The sequence below is a fragment of the Arthrobacter sp. Y3225209 genome (genome assembly GCF_059090685.1).
This window is the reverse complement of record NZ_JBNHFW010000001.1, coordinates 254,263-272,344: the sequence shown is the minus strand read 5'-3', so window position 1 is coordinate 272,344 and position 18,082 is coordinate 254,263. Positions and strand designations below refer to the sequence as shown.

Below are 18,082 nucleotides of genomic sequence, written 5' to 3'. Positions count from 1 at the left end.
CATAATTCCAAAAGCACCTAGGATGAACCCATGTTTGAATGGGTTTCCGGCGCGTGGTCCTACAGTTTCGCATTATTGCTAAGTGCGTCCGCCGGAGTGGTCGCTGAGAAATTCCTCAATATATCCGGCAGGCTGGTCCAGCCGCTCTGGTATAAAACCTTTGGCCGAATCCACCGGCAACGCCGGCTTCGCAGGGAAACCCGGCTCCTCGGTTCCGGAGAAACCTTTGCCGTGGGCGCGGCCAAACATGAGATCTACGTCAGGCAGTTTGCCGTGGACGGTTTCCGCCCGGAGCATCTGTTCTCCGCAACTCTGCCTGCACAGTCTGCCGGTGGACTTGTTGACAGGTTGCCAACGAGGCTGCAGCCAGGCGGAGCTGCGGATCTGGAACGGATGATCGAGGATAAACGCAGGGAGCTGGACGCCGCACCGGGAGCCTGGAACGCTGGGATGCTTGCGCTGCGCCGGTTGGAGGTCTCGCGGGTGGGTTCCCACGAGTTGCCTGCATTAAAACTCCACTACGCGAAAACCGATTATGCGTCCTTCCAGGTGATCTCCTCGGAATGGGAGAAGCGCTTCGCTGAAGGCCTGGCGGGTGGTGAAATCCTTGGTGAAGAATTACTGGACGTACTGCCGGGCCTGTCGCATTCCTTTGGCATTAACCTGACCATTGAAACGGCAGATGATCATCTGCTCCTCACCCGTCGGAGCGCGAAAACCTCCGGCGGCCGCAACCTGCGGCACATCTCGGTCAATGAAGGCATGGCGTTGATGGACCTGGACCCCAAAACCGGGCTTCCGGATCCCTACCGCACGGCATTGCGGGGAATCTCAGAGGAACTCGGAATCGATCTTGAGAATGAACCGGATATTCGTAACCGGATCACGTTCCACGGCCTTATCTGCGACGTCACCCGGTATGAATGGGCCCTGCTGGGTCACGTCAATCTGACCCAGACGGGGTGGACCAACGCGTCCTTCACCGCGGCCCGTCGGCTCGGCATGGGCCCGGATGACTGGGAATCGAACGGACTCGATTTCATCCCGATGACGAAGGCGGCCGTTGAAGAGGCGCTCCGGGATGACGCGGAGTGGGTAGGGCACGGCTATATGAACCTCGTGTTGTCCGCGATGCACCGTCTCCGCAGCGACCACCGGGCCATCCTCGCGGCGGTCCGCTCGGCCTTGGTCTGAAGTCACCGCCCGCCTGAGGTGCCCGGCCTCCTAGCTGCTGACTCCAAAGGCCTTCCCCACGGTGGAGTCATCGGTAAGGGTGTGCAGCATGAACGCAGCGAGGTCCCGGCGCGGGATCGACCCGCCGAGCTGGCCGGCGTCGGTGGTTTCCAGTGCCTTCCACTTACCGGCGGGTTCCTTGTCAGTCAGCCCGGTGGGCCGGATGATGGTCCAGGCCAGCCCCGAATCCTTCACCGCAGCTTCCTGCTCGTTGTGGTCCGCCAGAGCCTTCGCGAGCACCGCTTTCATTACCAGCCGCAACGGCGCGGGCAGCTGGGAACCCGAGTCCCCGGCACCCAGGGAAGACTGCACCAACAGCCGGTTCACGCCCTGTTCCTGCATGGCCGTGATGACAGTCCTGGTGACTTCGGCACGCTGACGGGAAACACCTTTGGCGCCGCCAACGGTGACGACGACGGCGTCCGCCCCGGACACGGCGCGCGCGGCAGCCGCAGGATCGGTGGCATTGCCGGTAAGCACGGTCACGCCGTCTGTGGCCGTCCCGCTTCGGGAGAGGACAGTCACCTCGTGGCCTGCTGTGCGGGCGAGGTCCGCCAACTGTGCGCCAGTGCCCTTTGACCCGCCGATAATCGTGATCTTCACTGAATCCTCTATTCCCGTTGTCGGGCGCGCGGTGCACCTGCGCTGCGATTTTACCGCGGGCCGGACCCCTCACCGGTGCGCACAACCCGCGCACGGTTCCGGGGTGCAGCCCGCACTCCACGGGGTGGGCATTGTGGTTGTGACACCGGTAAAACAGCGGACAAGTATCACACCAAACAGGCAAATGTGACATGTCATTGCATGTAATCCGCCGCCGGTATGCCAAATTGTTACCAGCCGCTTTGATGCGCTTTAATCCCATGTGGGGAGCGTCTTTCGTTGCCGGCCGATGGTGACAGATGCCCCTGTGTCAGGGCGGCACCCCTACTTTGTTACCGCCGCGAATCAACTTGGGCTTATGCTGTTGGCTTTGTGAGTCGGTTCACCATTTGGCGGAGCCGCAACACCGGCGTAACAACGCCGGAACCGAACAGAACTTAGGAGGCGGAATGCGCGTCACACGCACTTCCAAAATGCTGAGCGTAGCGGCTGTTGCCGCACTCGCGCTGAGCGCCTGCGGTGGAGGATCCGACGAATCGGCCGAAGGCTCCGGTGAAGGCGACAACACCGCAATCATTACTGCCAATGGCACCGAACCGCAGAACCCGCTGATGCCGGTCAACACCAACGAAGTTGGCGGCGGACGCATCATGGACCTTCTCTTCGAGGGCCTGGTCAGCTACGACGCTGACGGCAACACGGTCAACGAGCTGGCCGAGTCCATCGAGACCGAAGATTCCCAGACCTACACCATCAAGGTGAAGGCGGACCAGAAGTTCACCAACGGTGACCCGGTAACCGCCAAGTCCTTTGTGGATGCCTGGAACTTCGGTGCCGCTGCCAAGAACGCCCAGCTGAACTCGTACTTCTTCGAGAGCATCGAAGGCTATGACGAGGTCAGCGCTGAAGGTGCCACGGCAGACACCATGAGCGGCCTGACGGTTGTCGATGACAACACGTTCACCGTCAAGCTGAGCCAGCCGGAGTCTGACTTCCCGCAGCGCCTCGGCTACACGGCCTTCTTCCCGCTGCCTGCTGCAGCCCTCGAGGATCCGGCCGCCTTCGGCGAAAAGCCCGTCGGCAACGGTCCGTACATGCTCGACGGCGACGATGCCTGGCAGCACGAGGTCCAGATTGACCTCGTTGCAAACCCGGATTACACCGGAACCCGTGTCCCGCAGAACGGCGGAGTGACCTTCAAGTTCTACTCCTCCTTCGATGCTGCCTACGCAGACCTGCAGTCGGACAACCTGGACATCCTGGACACCATGCCGAACGCGGCACTGAAGACGTTCAAGACCGATCTGGGTGAGGGCCGCTACTCCGAGAAGGCTTACGCCGGTAACCAGACCATCACCATCCCGGGCTACCTGCCCGAGTTCTCCGGTGAGGCCGGCCAGCTGCGCCGCCAGGCCATCTCCATGGCCATCGACCGGGAAGAGATCACCTCGGTGGTCTTCTCCGGTTCCCGTGAACCGGCCAAGGAATTCACCGCTCCGGTGATCGAGGGCTACAGCGACAGCATCCCCGGTGAAGAGGTGCTGGAGTTCAACCCCGAGAAGGCCAAGGAGCTGTGGGAGCAGGCCGAGAAGATCGAGCCCTGGCCCGCTGACAAGCCCTTCACCATCGGCTACAACGCTGACGCCAACCACAAGGAGTGGGTGGACGCAGTAGCCAACGGACTGAAGAACAACCTCGGCATCAACGCCGAAGGCAAGCCCTACGCAACGTTCAAGGAACTGCGCGCAGACGCAACTGCCAAGACGCTCGCCGGCGCCATCCGCACCGGCTGGCAGGCAGACTACCCGTCGCTGAACAACTTCCTCGGCCCGCTGTACGGCACCGGGGCAGGCTCCAACGACGGTGACTACTCCAGCGAAGAGTTCGACAACCTCCTGAGCGAAGGCCTCGCGGCTTCCACTCCTGAAGAGGGTGCCGAGATCTTCAACCAGGCACAGGAAGTCCTGCTCAAGGACCTCCCCGTTATCCCGCTGTGGTACCAGGTGGCTCAGTCCGGCTGGAGCAACAACGTGGAGAACGTTGAAACCGGCTGGAACGGCGTCCCGGTCTACTACAACGTCACGGCCAAGTAGCCTCATCTAGACCGACCGATCCGGGGCCCGGCCAGAAGGCCGGGCCCCGGCTTGTATTCGGGTTCTTACCAAGAACAGGTATACAAACATGCGAGACCTAAATCCCCCCCAGCTGGCAGGAGGCCACCCCTAATGGCCGGCTACGTCCTTCGACGTGTACTTCAAATGATCCCCGTATTCTTCGGGGCAACATTCCTTGTCTATTTCCTGGTCTTCTCCCTGCCCGGCGATCCGATTGCCGCCCTGTTCGGTGACAAGCCGGTCAATGAGGCCGTCGCCGCGCAGCTGCGAAGCCAGTACAACCTGGACCAGCCCTTCATCGTGCAGTATCTGCTGTACCTGAAGAACCTGGTGACCTTCGACCTCGGCGTCGACTTCTCCGGACGTGAGGTCTCCGCCGTTTTGGCCCAGGCCTTCCCGGTGACCATCCGCCTCGCCATTCTGGCGCTGATCTTCGAAGCCGTCTTCGGCATTATCTTCGGCCTGATCGCCGGTCTGAAGAAGGGCAAGATCTTCGACAGCACGGTCCTGGTTGTTTCCCTGATCGTCATCGCCATTCCCGTGTTCGTCCTCGGTTTCCTGCTGCAGTTCATCGTGGGCGTCAAGCTCCAATGGACTTCTCCCACCGTCGGCGGCGATGCCGGGTTCACGGACCTGATACTGCCGGCCCTGGTACTGGGCCTGGCATCCTTCGCCTATGTGCTGCGCCTGACGCGCACTTCCGTGATCGAAAACATGAATGCCGACTATGTCCGTACCGCCACCGCCAAGGGCCTGTCACGGCCGCGCGTGGTTACCGTGCACATTCTGCGCAACTCACTGATCCCCGTTGTGACCTTCCTCGGGGCAGACCTGGGTGCGCTCATGGGCGGCGCCATTGTCACCGAAGGCATCTTCAACGTCCCCGGCGTGGGGCAGCGACTTTACCAGTCCGTCATCAGGGGAGAAGGACCCACGATCGTGTCGATCGTGAGTGTCCTCGTCTTCGTCTACGTCATCGCCAACCTTCTCGTAGACCTCCTGTACGCCTGGCTTGATCCGAGGATCCGTTATGCATAAAGACACCGCAAGCACCGAGCATTATGTGGCACCGCTGGAGGAAACCCCTCTGGCCGAAACCGACAGTGTCAAGGAAGAGACCAAGGCGCTGAGCCTGTGGGGCGAAGCCTGGCGTAACCTGCGCACGCAGCCGCTGTTCATCATTTCGTCCCTGCTGATTCTGCTGATCCTGACCGTGGCCGCGTTCCCGGGCCTGTTCACCAGCGCTTCCCCGGATGAAGGCTGCCTGCTGGCCAACTCCGACGGCGGCCCCGCCGCCGGGCACCCGCTCGGCTACACCTTCCAGGGCTGTGACGTTTACGCCCGGGTTATCTACGGCACACGTGCCTCCGTCCTGGTCGGCCTGCTGACCACCATTGCCGTTGTTGTCATCGGCGGCATCCTGGGTGCGCTGGCCGGTTACTACGGCGGCTGGCTCGACGCGATCCTGGCCCGCCTCGGCGACATCTTCTTCGCACTGCCGCTGATCCTCGGCGCCATCATCATCATGCAGCTGCCGGCTTTCCGGGAGAACCGGACCATCATCACAGTGGTCTTTACGCTGTTGATATTCGGCTGGCCGCAGGTGGCACGTATTACCCGCGGCGCCGTGATCTCCGTCCGCAACGCGGACTTTGTGGTGGCCTCGCGTTCCCTGGGTGTTTCGAAGTTCTCCGCGCTGATGAAGCACGTGATCCCGAACTCCCTCGCCCCGGTGATCGTTATCGCCACCATCTCCCTGGGTACGTTCATCGTTGCCGAGGCAACGCTGTCCTTCCTGGGCATCGGACTGCCGCCCAGCATCATGTCGTGGGGCAATGACATCTCGGCTGCACAGACCTCGTTGCGGTCAAACCCCTCAACGCTGCTGTGGCCCGCCGCCGCACTGTCCATTACCGTGCTGAGCTTCATCATGCTCGGCGACGCGGTCCGTGATGCTCTTGATCCGAAGGCGCGCAAACGATGACCATCAATACCGAAAAGACGGCGGCCGTCCAGCCGCTGCTGGAAATCCGCGACCTTGCGATCAGCTTCTCCACCGCCAACGGCGAGGTTGAAGCTGTCCGGAACGCACATCTGACGGTTATGCCCGGCGAGACCGTGGCCATCGTTGGTGAGTCCGGTTCGGGCAAGTCCACCACCGCCCTGGCCGCCATCGGCCTGCTCGCCGGCAACGGCCGGGTCAGCGGGGGACAGATCATCTTTGACGGGGAGGACATCTCCCAAGCCAGCCCCAAGCGGATCCAGGAACTGCGCGGCAGCTCCATCGGCATGGTGCCTCAGGACCCGATGTCCAACCTGAACCCGGTCTGGAAGATCGGTTTCCAGGTCAAGGAAACCCTGCGGGCCAACGGGCTGCCGCACGCCCCGGCGGACATTGCCAAGGTGCTGGAGCAGGCCGGACTTCCGGATGCCGCACGGCGGGCAAAGCAGTACCCGCATGAATTCTCGGGCGGTATGCGTCAGCGTGCCCTCATCGCCATCGGCCTGTCCTGCCGCCCCCGTCTGCTGATTGCTGATGAGCCGACGTCGGCGCTGGACGTGACTGTCCAGCGGCAGATCCTGGACCACCTGGGCACCCTGACCGACGAACTGGGCACCGCCGTGCTGTTGATCACGCACGACCTTGGCCTGGCTGCTGAACGCGCCCAGAAGGTTGTTGTGATGTACAAGGGCCAGGTTGTCGAGTCCGGGCCCGCCCTGGAGATCCTCACCAACCCGAGGCACCCGTACACCCGCAAGCTGGTCGAATCAGCACCGTCCCTGGCCTCCAAGCGGATTGACTCCGCGAAGAGCCTGGGCCTGGAGAGCGCGGACCTGCTGACCTCGGAGGACGAAACGAAGCTGAAGGCAGCGGACAACGTCATTGAGGTCAAGGATCTGACCAAGGTCTTCAAGCTGCGCAGCGGGCTGGGCAAGTCCACGGACTTCACGGCCGTGGACAACGTGTCCTTCAACATCAAGCGCGGCACCACCACCGCCGTCGTGGGTGAGTCCGGTTCGGGCAAGTCCACCGTGGCACGGATGGTCCTGAACCTGGAGACGCCCACCAGCGGTTCCATCCTGTTCAACGGGGTGGACATGACCACGCTGAACTCGAAGCGCCTGTTCGAGTTCCGGCGCCGGGTACAGCCGATCTTCCAGGATCCCTACGGATCCCTGGACCCGATGTACAACATCTTCCGCACCATTGAAGAGCCGTTGCGGGTGCACAAGATCGGCAACGCGAAGAGCCGCGAGGCCAAGGTGCGTGAGCTCCTGGACCAGGTGGCCCTGCCCTCCTCGGTGATGCGCCGTTTCCCGAACGAGCTCTCCGGCGGCCAGCGCCAGCGCGTCGCTATTGCCCGGGCCCTGGCGCTGGACCCCGAAGTGGTGATCTGCGATGAAGCCGTCTCGGCGCTCGACGTGCTGGTGCAGGCGCAGATCCTGAACCTGCTCGCGGACCTGCAGTCCGAACTGGGGCTGAGCTACCTGTTCATCACCCATGACCTGGCCGTGGTGCGCCAGATCGCGGACTACGTCTGTGTCATGGAAAAGGGCAAGCTGGTGGAAACCGGAAGCACGGACGACGTGTTCGACAATCCGCGCGAGGCCTACACCCAGGCCCTGCTGGCAGCCATTCCCGGGTCGCGGCTCGAACTGCCGCCCGAGGTCGCCTAGCAGCCGGCGGTTCGGCAGAAAGGCGGGGGACCGGTACGGTTCCCCGCCTTCTCTGTGTCCGGCGCAGGGGGCGGTTAAAATCCCGCATTAGGGAAGATATGGTCTTGGGACTAGAATGTTAGCGTGCCCGCTGACGGCGGGGCCTTCGGTGGATTCTGACTGGTGATTGAGCAAGAGATTGAATCAGCATTCGTACAGAACAGCCGGATACGCCGGGACCAAACCCGGCCGATATGAAACACCCCGAACTGATCTCCTATGAATTGAGTCCTCACGCATGTCAGAAACCAACACGGCTGTAAACAGCGCAGTGCGAAGCGATCTCCGCAACGTTGCTATTGTGGCCCACGTTGACCACGGTAAGACGACCCTCGTCGACGCCATGCTGAAGCAGACGAACTCGTTTGCCGCCCACGGAGACGTGGAAGAACGCGTGATGGACTCCGGTGACCTGGAGCGCGAAAAGGGCATCACCATCCTGGCCAAGAACACCACTGTGTTCTACAACGGCCCGGCTGCCAACGGCGAAACCATCACCATCAACGTTATTGACACCCCCGGCCACGCCGACTTCGGCGGCGAGGTCGAGCGCGGCCTGTCCATGGTCGACGGCGTTGTCCTGCTGGTTGACGCCTCGGAAGGCCCGCTGCCCCAGACGCGCTTCGTGCTGCGCAAGGCACTTGCCGCGAAGCTGCCGGTAGTCCTGCTGGTCAACAAGACCGACCGTCCCGATGCCCGGATTGACGAAGTTGTCAGCGAGTCCATGGACCTGCTGCTCGGCCTGGCCTCCGACCTCGCGGACGAAGTTCCGGACCTCGACCTTGACCTGGTCCTGAACGTTCCCGTTGTCTACGCCGCAGCCCGCGTCGGTGCCGCCTCCCTGGAGCAGCCGGCCGACGGCGAAGCCCCCGCGAATGACAACCTGGAACCGCTGTTCCAGACCATTCTGGAGCACATCCCGGCCCCGACCTACGATCCCGAAGGTGTCCTGCAGGCGCACGTCACCAACCTGGACGCATCTCCGTTCCTGGGCCGCCTCGCCCTGCTGCGTATCTTCAACGGCACCCTCCGCAAGGGCCAGCAGGTTGCCTGGGCCCGCCAGGACGGCACCATGAAGACCGTTAAGATCACCGAACTCCTCGCCACCAAGGCACTGGAGCGCGTACCCACCGAATCCGCCGGCCCCGGCGAGATCGTGGCCGTTGCCGGCATCGAGGACATCACCATCGGTGAGACCCTGACCGACGTCGACAACCCCAAGCCGCTGCCGCTGATCACCGTGGATGATCCCGCGATCTCCATGACCATCGGTATCAACACCTCGCCGCTGGCCGGCAAGGTCAAGGGTGCCAAGGTCACCGCCCGCCAGGTCAAGGACCGCCTCGACAAGGAACTGATCGGCAACGTCTCGCTCAAGGTCCTGCCGACCGAGCGTCCGGATGCCTGGGAAGTCCAGGGCCGAGGCGAGCTCGCCCTGGCCATCCTCGTGGAGCAGATGCGCCGCGAAGGCTTCGAGCTGACCGTGGGCAAGCCGCAGGTGGTCACCAAGACCATCGACGGCAAGATCCACGAGCCGATGGAACACATGACCATTGACGTACCCGAGGAATACCTCGGCGCCGTCACCCAGCTGATGGCCGCCCGCAAGGGCCGGATGGTCAACATGGCCAACCACGGCACCGGCTGGGTCCGGATGGAATTCATCGTCCCCGCCCGCGGCCTGATCGGCTTCCGCACACGCTTCCTCACGGAAACCCGCGGTGCCGGTATCTCCGCATCCATCGCCGAAGGCTACGAGCCGTGGGCCGGCCCCATCGAGTACCGCACCAACGGTTCGATGATCGCCGACCGCGCCGGTGTGGTGACCCCGTTCGCCATGATCAACCTGCAGGAACGCGGCTCCTTCTTCGTGGAGCCCACCTCCGAGGTCTACGAAGGCATGATCGTCGGCGAGAACTCCCGCGCCGATGACATGGACGTGAACATCACGAAGGAAAAGAAGCTCACCAACATGCGTGCAGCTTCCTCCGACACCTTCGAGAACCTTACCCCGCCGCGGAAGCTGACCCTGGAAGAATCCCTCGAATTCGCCCGTGAGGACGAATGCGTGGAGGTCACGCCGGAGTCCATCCGTATCCGCAAGCTGATCCTTGACGCCAATGAGCGCGCCAAGGCCTACCGCGCCCGCGCAAAGAACTAGCACCATCTCCACTTCGGCAGATTCCGGCAAGAGGTCCCCGCGCTGGCGGGGGCCTCTTGCCGCTGTGGTTGGCGGCATCCTTGCCGCGGTGCTCGGCACCTCTCTGCATAACCACGTGGTGTATGCGGGAGAGACCGGGCTGCCGGTGGGTGCGCTTCTGGCCGTGGTGTTCAGCTGCGCCGTGGCACTGCTGGTGGGCCTGTGGCGGCGCAACGCCGTCCTCAGTGCCGTCACAGGTGCAGTGACCTATCTGGTGCTGGGCCTGTTCTCCCTCGATCTGCTGAACGAGGCGCCGCTGATTGTCACCGGCGCCAGCGCCGAGGAGCAGCCTCCAGTGGTAACCGCCGGGCTGCTGTGGCTGTTCGGGCAGGCCGTGGCCACCATCGCTGCCGTGCTGATCTGCGCACGGGTGCTGGGCAGGGACCGCAATGCCGTGCGCCCGCCCGTGGCAGGGCCCTGACAGGCAAAAATCCCATGTATCGGCAAAGGCCGCTGGAAGATACCTTCCGGCGGCCTTTGGCATTATCCGGCCGGCACGTCTGCCCGACGGGCACTTCCGCCTGGAGAGGGTGCTCAGGCGGGGAATTTCCGTTCCCTGCGAGGCGGGGCCGGAGGAACCGGTTTGGCAGCCGTTATGAGCGGATAGGGGATCAGTACGTCGCCGCGCCGGGTGGAGACGGTGCAGTCGCCGCTGCCGGCCCGGAGCAGGACACCCAGGGCGTCCGTGAAGCCGCCCTCAATCCGGTAGCGCACCACCACGCGCTCACCGGGTGCCAGCCACTGCAGGAGATCGGCAGGGTGCTCGGGGTTCATGCCTCCATCCTACGTCCGGGTCCGGATGCAGCCGGGGCGTCCCGACTGGGAGATAATGGTTTCGGCTACTAACGTGGAACCAACACCCCAAGCGAACCCCGCCGGAAACGGCGGCGGTCCGCAGATCAGGAAGGCAAGGGACGTGACGTACGTAATTGCGCAGCCGTGCGTGGATGTAAAAGACAAGGCATGTATCGAAGAATGCCCCGTGGACTGCATCTACGAAGGCGAACGCTCCCTCTACATCCACCCGGACGAATGCGTTGACTGCGGTGCGTGCGAACCCGTCTGCCCGGTTGAGGCCATCTACTACGAGGATGACACTCCCGAGGAATGGGCCGACTACTACAAGGCCAACGTCGAGTTCTTTGATGACCTGGGTTCTCCGGGCGGTGCCGCAAAGGTCGGCAACACGCACAAGGACCACCCCATCATCGCTGCACTCCCTCCGCAGAACCAGGCATGAGCCCGGCCGTTTCCCGGGCCTTCGGCCTGAACCTGCCGGAGTACCCCTGGGACGCCATGGCGCCGTACCAGCGCCGCGCCTCGGAGCATCCCGGGGGCGCCGTAAATCTCTCCATCGGCACGCCGGTGGATCCCACACCACAAATCGTCCGTGATGCCCTCACAGAGGCGGCAGACGCCCCCGGATACCCCACCACCCATGGGACCGCCGACCTGCGGGAAGCGGTGTCGGAATGGTTTGCCCGGCGCCGCGGTGTGCCCGGGCTTGATCCTGCGGCAATCCTGCCCACGGTCGGGTCCAAGGAACTGGTGGCCTGGCTGCCGCTGCTGCTCGGACTGGGGGAGGGCGACGTCGTCGTCCGCCCCGTGGTTGCCTACCCCACCTATGACATGGGAGCGGTTTTTGCCGGCGCGACGGCGGTGGCCGCAGACAGCCTCGATGACCTCGATGAGCAGACGCGTGCCCGGGTCCGGCTGGTCTGGGTCAATTCGCCGGGCAACCCCACCGGAATTGTCCGTTCAGCGGAGTCGCTGGCTGCCTTGGTGGAACAGGCCCGCGGGGTAGGGGCTGTGGTGGCCTCCGACGAATGCTACGCAGAACTCGGCTGGGGCCGCTGGGACCCGTCCGGGGACGGGGAACCCGTGCCCAGCATCCTTGATCCGCGCGTGAGCGGCGGAAGCCATGAATCCCTGCTGGCGGTGTACTCGCTCAGCAAGCAGTCCAACATGGCCGGCTACCGGGCTGCCTTCACCGCCGGAGACCCGGCGATCATCGCGAACCTGGTCAACAGCCGCAAGCATGCGGGCATGATTGTTCCCGCCCCGGTGCAGGCTGCCATGGCCGCGGCCCTGCGCGATGATACGCATGTGGCCGCCCAGAAGGAGCTGTACCGTGCCAGGCGGGACCTGCTGGTGCCGGCGCTTGAATCCTTCGGGCTCACCATTGAACACTCCGAGGCCGGACTCTACCTCTGGGCGTCAGCGGGTGAAGACACCTGGGCCACCGTAGGCCGGTTCGCCGAGCTGGGCATAGTAGTAGGCCCCGGTGTGTTCTACGGAGACGCCGGCGCAGGCTTCGTCCGGGTTGCCCTGACCGGCACGGATGACGATGTCCGCTCAGCAGCGCAGCGGCTGGAAGCGGCGTCACAGCAGTAACGCGGCACGGAAAAAGGCCGGGGCCTGCACCGGACGGGCCCCTGTCCATGTTGCGCTTGTACAACAGTGCCTGCACCGATTAGTGGTAAGGGCACTGAAACCGGTAGCGTTTTAGCGAAATAGTTTAGCGGAATGCACTATGTCAGTCGGAAGCGGATGTACATAGCGGCGGTTTCGAAAACTCCTAAAGGAGACTTAATGACTGAGCAACCCAGTGCCAAGCTTCAGTACGGCCCAAAACCGGAAGATGAGCTTGAGCTGCCCCGTGTTGCCGCAGCGGAAGGAAACGACGGATTCGACGTTTCCAAGCTGCTGAAGCAGACCGGCACCGTCACTTTTGACCCCGGCTTTATGAACACGGCGGCCACCACGTCCGCGATCACCTACATTGATGGTGACCAGGGCATCCTGCGGTACCGCGGTTACCCGATTGAGCAGCTGGCCAAGCACTCGAGTTTCCTCGAGACCTCCTACCTGCTGATCTACGGGGAACTGCCGACCCCCACCGAGCTGGAAAACTTTGACCAGCGGATCCGCCGCCACACCCTGCTGCACGAAGACCTCAAGGGCTTCTTCGGCGGCTTCCCGCGCGACGCCCACCCGATGCCGGTGCTGTCCTCGGCGGTGAGCGCGCTGTCCACGTTCTACCAGGATTCCCTGGACCCGTTCGACGAAGAACAGGTGGAACTCTCCACGGTCCGCCTGATGGCGAAGCTCCCGGTGATTGCCGCCTACGCACACAAGAAGTCCATCGGCCAGCCGATGCTCTACCCGGACAACTCCATGAACCTGGTGGAGAACTTCATGCGGCTTTCCTTCGGCCTGCCGGCCGAGCCGTACGAAATCGATCCGGACCTGGTGAAGGCGCTGGACCTGCTCCTGATCCTGCACGCGGACCACGAGCAGAACTGCTCCACCTCCACCGTCCGTCTGGTCGGAAGCTCCAACGCGAACATGTTTGCCTCCGTCTCGGCCGGCATCAGTGCACTCTTCGGCCCGCTGCACGGCGGCGCCAACGAGGCCGTGCTGAACATGCTGCGCGACATCCAGGGCACCGGTATGGCCCCGGAGACCTTCATGGAAAAGGTCAAGAACAAGGAAGACGGCGTGAAGCTTATGGGCTTCGGGCACCGCGTCTACAAGAACTACGATCCGCGGGCCAAGATCGTCAAGGCCACGGCCCACGAAATCCTGTCCAAGCTCGGCGGCAATGACGAGCTGCTGGATATCGCCATGCGCCTGGAAGAGAAGGCCCTGGCCGATGATTACTTCATCGAGCGCAAGCTGTACCCGAACGTGGACTTCTACACCGGCCTGATCTACAAGGCCATGGGTTTCCCGGAGAAGATGTTCACCGTCCTCTTCGCCATTGGCCGCCTCCCGGGTTGGATTGCCCAGTGGCGCGAGATGATGCAGGATCCGCAGACGAAGATCGGCCGTCCGCGTCAGCTGTACACGGGTGCTCCGGAGCGTAACTACCCGCAGCGCTAACGGTTCCGCCGGTCCCGGCCTCCGGGCACGGCAGGAATGCGAACAACATAAAAGGGAAGGTCCCCGGAAAATTCCGGGGACCTTCCCTTTTATGTTGCCTTTATCTGTCTGCCTATCTGCGCTCCTGCTTGCCGGCGGGCGTTCGCGCAGGCTGGAACCCGCTCCAACGCCCGCCGGCGGGGGCGGCTAGGATCCGGCGTAACCCTCGGGGTTGTTCTTCTGCCAGCGCCAGTGGTCCTCGCACATTTGGGCCAGTGAACGCTCGGCGCGCCAGCCAAGGTCCCGGTGCGCGGCGGAGGGGTCGGCGTAGCTGACGGCGGCGTCGCCGGGCCGTCGGTCGGTGAATTCGTAGGGGATATCCTTGCCCGCAGCTTCCGAAAAAGCGGTCAGCACCTCCAGGACCGAGGAACCGTTGCCGGTGCCCAGGTTCCAGCGGAAGACACCCGCGTTTCCACGGAGGTAGTCCAGGGCGCCGAGGTGCCCGGCGGCCAGGTCCACCACGTGGATGTAGTCACGCACACCGGTGCCATCCGGGGTGGGGTAGTCGTTGCCGAAGACCAGCACCTTTTCGCGGCGTCCCACGGCAACCTGGGCCACAAACGGCAGCAGGTTGTTGGGGATGCCGGTGGGGTCTTCACCGATACGGCCCGATTCATGGGCTCCGGCCGGATTGAAGTAGCGCAGCAGCGCAATGTTCCAGCGCCCGTCCGCGGCACCGAGGTCGCTGAGGATATCCTCGATCTGCTCCTTGGTCCGGCCGTACGGGTTCACCGCGTCCAGTGGAGCATCCTCGGTGAGGGGCACCTCTTCGGAGGCGCCGTAGACCGTGGCGGAGGAGGAGAAGACCAGGGTCCGCACGTTGTGCCGGTCCATTGCCTCAAGCAGGTTGATGGTTCCCACTACGTTGTTGTGGTAGTAAAACAGGGGCTTCGCCACCGATTCGCCCACGGCCTTGAGCCCGGCGAAGTGGATGACGGCGTCAATGCTGCCGCCTTCGAATACTTCCTCGAGGGCCGCTGTGTCCAGCAGATCGGCGCGGACAAATTCGGCCTTCCGGCCGGTCAGTTCCTGAACACGGCGCAGGGATTCTTCGCTGGAATTCATGAGGTTGTCCAGCACCACCACATCGTGGCCGGCTTCAAGCAGGGCGAGGGTGGTGTGGGATCCGATATAACCGGTGCCACCGGTGACTAGAATGCGCATGGTCCTAAGCCTAAACGCTCCGCGTCGGGGATGCGCTGTCGTTACTGGGCCCCAGTACCGGGTTTTACTCCTCCGGTGGGCTGAAAACGGTTACGGCTACCTGCCCGGCGGCGGCGGGGGATTCCTCCCAGACGGCCGTCCCCACATGCCAGGTCCGCCCCTCATAGGCTACCGATTCAATGCCCAGGGCCTTGGCATTGGCCACGAACCAGGAGGCCACCGACCAGCCGTAGGTTCCACTGACGTCGGCCAGGTACAGCGGGCCGAGCACCGTGCCGCCCAGCGGCCCGTAGATCGCCTCGACAGCCGAGGCGCCGGCCGCAGGGTCGGAGGCGGTCACCGGCGCCCGCAGGGTGCAGGACAGTGCAGCGGGGGTCTGCCCGGTCAGCGCGGAGGCAAAGGCGCGTGCCGGGCCTTCGTGCTTGGCGTAGGCGTCAGGGAAGGCGCTGCGCTGCACGGCCTGCGCCGCCACGGTGATGGGCAGGTCAAGATACCCCGGGACCTGCTCCAGCCCGTTGTAGAAGGCGTTGGCGGCGTATACCGGGTCCATCACCTGTTCCTCGCTGCCCCATCCCTGGGACGGGCGTTGCTGGAACAGCCCGCGGGAATCCGGACCGGCGTCGTCGCCGTAGTTCACGTTGCGCAGTCCGGATTCCTGCAGGGCCGTTGCCAGGGCAATGGAGACGGCCCGCGGGGGCAGGCCGCGGGCAACGCCCACGCCGGAGATGATGGAGGCATTGGTGGCCTGTTCCAGCGTCAGGGAGTATTCCGCGCCGCCCACAGCGGCCACACAGCGTTCAGAGATCACCGGCGTCTGCTTCTTTCCCGAGAGGGCGGACACCGCGAACAGCACCGCGAAGGCCAGCACGCAGAGCACCAGCAGCAGGACCAGCAGCCGAAAGCTGCGGGTCTCCTGCTGCCGGAGCAATATCATGCCGTCGAAGCGTGTGCCGGGGTATCAGTTGGCGTGCAGTGCGGAGTTCAGTTCCACAGTGCGTCCGTTGCGGGGCAGCGCCTCCACGGCGCCGGTAGCGGAGTTGCGCCGGAACAGCAGGTTCGGCACACCAGAAAGCTCGGAGGCCTTCACCACCCGTGCCTCACCGCCGTCAGCAGAGGCAACACTGACGCGGGTGCCGGCGGTAACGTACAGGCCGGCCTCCACCACGCTGTCATCGCCGATACTGATACCGACACCGGAATTGGCGCCCAGCAGCACGCGTTCGCCCAGGGTGATCTTTTCCTTGCCGCCGCCGGAGAGTGTGCCCATGATCGAGGCGCCGCCGCCGACGTCGGTCCCGTCGCCAACCACGACGCCTGCGGAGATGCGCCCCTCCACCATGGAGGTGCCCAGCGTCCCGGCGTTGAAGTTCACGAACCCTTCGTGCATCACGGTGGTGCCCTCGGCCAGGTGGGCGCCCAGGCGGACCCGCCCGGCGTCGGCAATGCGGACGCCGGAGGGCAGCACGTAGTCGGTCATGCGGGGGAACTTGTCCACCCCGTACACGGTGACCGGGCCGCGGCTGCGCAGCCGCAAGCGGACGGCCTCGAAGTCAGCCACGGCGCACGGGCCGTGGTTGGTCCAGACAACGTTGGGCAGGGAAGCGAAGATGCCGTCCAGGTTGATGCTGTTCGGTGCGGCCAGGCGGGTGGAAAGCAGATGCAGCCGGAGGTAGGCGTCGGCCGTGTCCGCGGGGGCGGCGTCGAGGTCGATCCGGGTTTCCAGCACTTCTCCGTGCGTGCCGCGGATGCCGTCGGCCATGGCTTCGGCAGCGGCGTCGAGGTCGCTGCGCAGTGCGGCGTCAGCCTCGGAGGTGCCCAGAACGGGGCGGGGGAACCAGACATCGAGCACCGCGCCGTCGGAAGTGACGGTAGCCAGGCCAAGGCCCGAGGCAGTGCGGCTGTCTGTGGTTTCGGCGGGGGTGGGGGCAGAGCTTGAAGTCATGGGCTCCAGTCTACCGAGCGGTACTGTGGGACGGTGACTGATACAGCTGTGCCTTCCCTGAACCTTACCGACGACGTAGCGGAACTTACGGCCGCGCTCATGGCTATCGAGAGCGTCTCCGGCAACGAGAAGACCATTGCCGACGCCGTGGAAGACGCGCTGCGCGCCTACCCGCACCTGGAGGTGTCCCGGGACGGGGACTCCGTGGTGGCCCGGACCAACCTCGGACGGACCGAGCGGGTCATCCTGGCCGGACACCTGGATACCGTGCCGCTGCCCACTGTCCCCGGCTCGCGGGGAACCGTGCCGCCGTCCTGGGACGGGGACGTCCTGTACGGCCGCGGCGCAACGGATATGAAAGGCGGGGTGGCGGTCCAGCTGGCACTGGCAGCCACGCTCACCGATCCCACCCGGGACGTCACCTACATCTTCTATGACCACGAGGAAGTGGATGCGTCCCTCAGCGGTCTCGGACGCCTGGCCGAGTCCCACGCCGAGTGGCTCAGGGCGGATTTCGCGATCCTGCTGGAGCCCACCAACGGGACCGTGGAGGGCGGTTGCAACGGCACCATGCGCTTCCACGCCACCACTACCGGCAGGGCGGCACACTCCGCCCGTGCCTGGATGGGGGAGAACGCCATCCACGCCGCCGCTGAAATCCTGGTGCGGCTGCGCGACCACTCACCCGCCACGGTATCGGTGGAGGGACTCGATTACCGGGAATCGCTCAACGCGGTAAAGGTATGGGGCGGAACAGCAGGCAACGTCATCCCCGATGCCGCCACGGTGGAAATCAACTACCGCTTCGCCCCGGATAAGAGCGTCGCGGAGGCCGAAGCCTATGTCCGGAACCTGCTGGCCGGATTCGACGTGGTCCGCACCGATGCGGCAGCCGGCGCCCGTCCGGGCCTGACCCTCCCGGCAGCAGCGAGTTTCGTCGCCGCCGTGGGCGCAGAGCCGAAGCCCAAGTACGGATGGACCGACGTCGCGCGGTTCAGCGCGCTGGGAGTTCCCGCGGTGAACTTCGGGCCGGGGGATGCGCTGCTGGCCCACACGGACAACGAACATGTGGACGCCGCCGCCATCCGCACGTGCCTGGCGTCGCTGCGCACCTGGCTGAGCTGAGCCTGCCCGTCCGGGACGGGACGAGGCTCAAAAAGGACGCACGAAAAGGGGAGGACAGGC

16 protein-coding genes are annotated in these 18,082 nt (G+C 64.2%); 11 read left to right on the top strand and 5 right to left on the bottom strand.

Features of this window, described 5'->3' with window-relative positions; translation table 11 throughout:
- The first annotated feature begins 30 nt into the window (after positions 1 to 30).
- Positions 31 to 1,194, top strand: a complete 1,164-nt coding sequence (locus tag AC5RVB_RS01220; protein ID WP_494141756.1) for a hypothetical protein — start codon at positions 31 to 33, stop codon at positions 1,192 to 1,194.
- A 30-nt stretch (positions 1,195 to 1,224) separates the two neighbouring features.
- Here the strand turns inward: AC5RVB_RS01220 and AC5RVB_RS01215 are convergent, their stop codons facing one another.
- Entirely contained in the window at positions 1,225 to 1,836 is a 612-nt protein-coding gene (locus AC5RVB_RS01215; protein ID WP_227903694.1) for an NAD(P)-dependent oxidoreductase, read from the bottom strand.
- A gap of 449 nt (positions 1,837 to 2,285) precedes the next feature.
- Between AC5RVB_RS01215 and AC5RVB_RS01210 the strand changes: the two genes are divergently transcribed.
- The 6 genes from AC5RVB_RS01210 (at position 2,286) to AC5RVB_RS01185 (ending at position 10,288) form a co-directional block, all read left to right on the top strand.
- Complete coding sequence (locus AC5RVB_RS01210) at positions 2,286 to 3,929, top strand: peptide ABC transporter substrate-binding protein (RefSeq protein ID WP_227903692.1); 1,644 nt, start codon at positions 2,286 to 2,288, stop codon at positions 3,927 to 3,929.
- A gap of 132 nt (positions 3,930 to 4,061) precedes the next feature.
- Positions 4,062 to 4,988 carry an ABC transporter permease gene (locus AC5RVB_RS01205; protein WP_227903691.1) on the top strand — a complete coding sequence of 309 codons (927 nt, stop codon included), beginning with the start codon at positions 4,062 to 4,064 and terminating at the stop codon, positions 4,986 to 4,988.
- Positions 4,981 to 5,934 carry an ABC transporter permease gene (locus AC5RVB_RS01200; RefSeq protein WP_227903690.1) on the top strand — a complete coding sequence of 318 codons (954 nt, stop codon included), beginning with the start codon at positions 4,981 to 4,983 and terminating at the stop codon, positions 5,932 to 5,934. The genes AC5RVB_RS01205 and AC5RVB_RS01200 overlap by 8 nt, the downstream gene beginning before the upstream one ends.
- Complete coding sequence (locus tag AC5RVB_RS01195; protein ID WP_227903687.1) at positions 5,931 to 7,628, top strand: ABC transporter ATP-binding protein; 1,698 nt, start codon at positions 5,931 to 5,933, stop codon at positions 7,626 to 7,628. Before AC5RVB_RS01200 ends, AC5RVB_RS01195 begins: the two co-directional genes overlap by 4 nt.
- Positions 7,629 to 7,905: 277 nt before the next feature.
- Positions 7,906 to 9,828: a translational GTPase TypA gene (typA, locus tag AC5RVB_RS01190; protein ID WP_227903685.1), complete on the top strand. Its 1,923-nt coding sequence runs from the start codon at positions 7,906 to 7,908 to the stop codon at positions 9,826 to 9,828.
- A gap of 88 nt (positions 9,829 to 9,916) precedes the next feature.
- Positions 9,917 to 10,288, top strand: a complete 372-nt coding sequence (locus tag AC5RVB_RS01185; RefSeq protein ID WP_494141755.1) for a hypothetical protein — start codon at positions 9,917 to 9,919, stop codon at positions 10,286 to 10,288.
- A gap of 113 nt (positions 10,289 to 10,401) precedes the next feature.
- Here the strand turns inward: AC5RVB_RS01185 and AC5RVB_RS01180 are convergent, their stop codons facing one another.
- Positions 10,402 to 10,641, bottom strand: coding sequence for a putative acetyltransferase (locus AC5RVB_RS01180; protein WP_494141754.1), 240 nt, complete (start codon positions 10,639 to 10,641; stop codon positions 10,402 to 10,404).
- Positions 10,642 to 10,783: 142 nt separating this feature from the next.
- On the opposite strand from AC5RVB_RS01180, the gene fdxA reads away from it, so the two are divergent.
- The 3 genes from fdxA to AC5RVB_RS01165 all read left to right on the top strand — a co-directional run bounded on the left by fdxA (position 10,784) and on the right by AC5RVB_RS01165 (position 13,752).
- A complete protein-coding gene (gene fdxA / locus AC5RVB_RS01175; protein WP_227903680.1) occupies positions 10,784 to 11,107 on the top strand; it encodes a ferredoxin in 324 nt (107 codons plus the stop codon).
- The gene (gene dapC, locus AC5RVB_RS01170; protein ID WP_227903678.1) at positions 11,104 to 12,261 is read left to right on the top strand and encodes a succinyldiaminopimelate transaminase; all 1,158 of its coding nucleotides are present in this window, start codon (positions 11,104 to 11,106) and stop codon (positions 12,259 to 12,261) included. Before fdxA ends, dapC begins: the two co-directional genes overlap by 4 nt.
- A 198-nt stretch (positions 12,262 to 12,459) precedes the next feature.
- Entirely contained in the window at positions 12,460 to 13,752 is a 1,293-nt protein-coding gene (locus AC5RVB_RS01165; protein WP_227903677.1) for a citrate synthase, read from the top strand.
- A 186-nt stretch (positions 13,753 to 13,938) separates the two neighbouring features.
- On the opposite strand, the gene galE is transcribed toward AC5RVB_RS01165, so the two are convergent.
- The 3 genes from galE to dapD form a co-directional block, all read right to left on the bottom strand.
- Positions 13,939 to 14,955 carry a UDP-glucose 4-epimerase GalE gene (gene galE / locus AC5RVB_RS01160; protein WP_227928839.1) on the bottom strand — a complete coding sequence of 339 codons (1,017 nt, stop codon included), beginning with the start codon at positions 14,953 to 14,955 and terminating at the stop codon, positions 13,939 to 13,941.
- A 64-nt stretch (positions 14,956 to 15,019) separates the two neighbouring features.
- Positions 15,020 to 15,889 carry a transglycosylase SLT domain-containing protein gene (locus AC5RVB_RS01155; protein WP_290244485.1) on the bottom strand — a complete coding sequence of 290 codons (870 nt, stop codon included), beginning with the start codon at positions 15,887 to 15,889 and terminating at the stop codon, positions 15,020 to 15,022.
- Between the two features lie 24 nt (positions 15,890 to 15,913).
- Positions 15,914 to 16,897 carry a 2,3,4,5-tetrahydropyridine-2,6-dicarboxylate N-succinyltransferase gene (gene dapD, locus AC5RVB_RS01150; protein WP_227928841.1) on the bottom strand — a complete coding sequence of 328 codons (984 nt, stop codon included), beginning with the start codon at positions 16,895 to 16,897 and terminating at the stop codon, positions 15,914 to 15,916.
- Between the two features lie 33 nt (positions 16,898 to 16,930).
- Here dapD and dapE point away from each other — a divergent pair, with 33 nt between their 5' ends.
- The gene (gene dapE, locus AC5RVB_RS01145) at positions 16,931 to 18,022 is read left to right on the top strand and encodes a succinyl-diaminopimelate desuccinylase (RefSeq protein WP_494141753.1); all 1,092 of its coding nucleotides are present in this window, start codon (positions 16,931 to 16,933) and stop codon (positions 18,020 to 18,022) included.
- The last annotated feature ends 60 nt before the right edge of the window (positions 18,023 to 18,082 follow it).

Coding starts and splice junctions, on each gene's coding strand:
- AC5RVB_RS01200 (WP_227903690.1), top strand. CDS start 4,981: ATGCATAAAGACACCGCAAGCACCGAGCATTATGTGGCACCGCTGGAG.
- AC5RVB_RS01210 (WP_227903692.1), top strand. CDS start 2,286: ATGCGCGTCACACGCACTTCCAAAATGCTGAGCGTAGCGGCTGTTGCC.
- galE (WP_227928839.1), bottom strand. CDS start 14,955: ATGCGCATTCTAGTCACCGGTGGCACCGGTTATATCGGATCCCACACC.
- typA (WP_227903685.1), top strand. CDS start 7,906: ATGTCAGAAACCAACACGGCTGTAAACAGCGCAGTGCGAAGCGATCTC.
- dapD (WP_227928841.1), bottom strand. CDS start 16,897: ATGACTTCAAGCTCTGCCCCCACCCCCGCCGAAACCACAGACAGCCGC.
- AC5RVB_RS01180 (WP_494141754.1), bottom strand. CDS start 10,641: ATGAACCCCGAGCACCCTGCCGATCTCCTGCAGTGGCTGGCACCCGGT.
- AC5RVB_RS01195 (WP_227903687.1), top strand. CDS start 5,931: ATGACCATCAATACCGAAAAGACGGCGGCCGTCCAGCCGCTGCTGGAA.
- dapC (WP_227903678.1), top strand. CDS start 11,104: ATGAGCCCGGCCGTTTCCCGGGCCTTCGGCCTGAACCTGCCGGAGTAC.
- AC5RVB_RS01165 (WP_227903677.1), top strand. CDS start 12,460: ATGACTGAGCAACCCAGTGCCAAGCTTCAGTACGGCCCAAAACCGGAA.
- AC5RVB_RS01155 (WP_290244485.1), bottom strand. CDS start 15,889: ATGATATTGCTCCGGCAGCAGGAGACCCGCAGCTTTCGGCTGCTGGTC.
- AC5RVB_RS01220 (WP_494141756.1), top strand. CDS start 31: ATGTTTGAATGGGTTTCCGGCGCGTGGTCCTACAGTTTCGCATTATTG.
- AC5RVB_RS01205 (WP_227903691.1), top strand. CDS start 4,062: ATGGCCGGCTACGTCCTTCGACGTGTACTTCAAATGATCCCCGTATTC.